The organism is Anoxybacillus sp. J5B_2022 (assembly GCF_026847645.1).
In the GTDB taxonomy this organism is placed as follows: Bacteria; Bacillota; Bacilli; order Bacillales; family Anoxybacillaceae; genus Anoxybacteroides.
This window is the reverse complement of the sequence record NZ_JAPSMC010000161.1, coordinates 1-885: the sequence shown is the minus strand read 5'-3', so window position 1 is coordinate 885 and position 885 is coordinate 1. Positions and strand designations below refer to the sequence as shown.

Genomic DNA, 885 nt, shown 5'->3' with positions numbered 1-885 from the left:
TAAACAATATGTTAACAAGTCTGATGACGAAATTCGCAGAGGAATTCAATCAATTGAAAAGCAAATAGAGGAGCATCGGGATAAAATTAAAAACCCAGAAGCGTATATACCTAATTTTAGAAACTTAGACCCTAGGCAACAGGAAGCATTAATCAATAAAAAATGGCCTTCTGACATTCAAAGACAATTGGAGCAAAAAGAAATTCTTGAAGGTATTCTAAGGGGGAGATGAACATGGATGAACAATTAATGATTTTTTTGGAGGATTTGATTACACTTATTCAAGAAAAGTACAATGAGACATTAACAGCGCCTACTGATGAATCCGCCGAGGACAAATCTTTCAGATTGGGCTCAAATTTCGCATATTTTGATGTACTTGATTTGATAGAATCTCAATTGACAGTACATGGGATAGATTCTAATGGTATAGGAAAAATATCACCAACATTAGGTGAAAAGATTTAGGATATGCATGGTGCTATATAAGTTGAAACTTTGTTTTACATCCAGCTGATTACCTTCCACGTTATACTATATCTGCTTGTATTGAGATGAAAACGGAAGTGAAAAATCGGAAATTCTTTATTGCAACTTATATAGAAAGGGTGAAGTATCAATATGAAAAAAATAATGCTATTAACTCTAATCTCCGTTTTATTGATTGCAAGTGGATGTGGCAAGTCCGAAAACACCAATAAAAACCAACATATGAATCACGAAAATATGCAACAAGGTGAAAATCACGAAGGAATGAATCACGAAACGAACCAGTCCCAAGAGGTTACTACTCAGGCTGTTTGGAAGTTTTCAAAAGAAATTCCAAAAAGCAATGAAATGGTTGATTTAACAATTCAAATTAACGATAAAGATGGAAAACCTGTT

The 885-nt window shown here is 33.7% G+C and carries 2 protein-coding genes and 1 pseudogene; all 3 read left to right on the top strand.

What is annotated here, in order from left to right:
- A partial coding sequence (locus tag M4I42_RS16980; protein ID WP_268853204.1) for a hypothetical protein occupies window positions 1-232 on the top strand: 232 nt, incomplete at its 5' end.
- Between the two features lie 2 nt (window positions 233-234).
- The gene (locus M4I42_RS16975) at window positions 235-468 is read left to right on the top strand and encodes a hypothetical protein (protein ID WP_041637962.1); all 234 of its coding nucleotides are present in this window, start codon (window positions 235-237) and stop codon (window positions 466-468) included.
- Window positions 469-621: 153 nt separating this feature from the next.
- A pseudogene (locus tag M4I42_RS16970) lies at window positions 622-885 on the top strand (hypothetical protein); the annotation flags it as partial.

Coding starts and splice junctions, on each gene's coding strand:
- M4I42_RS16975 (WP_041637962.1), top strand. CDS start 235: ATGGATGAACAATTAATGATTTTTTTGGAGGATTTGATTACACTTATT.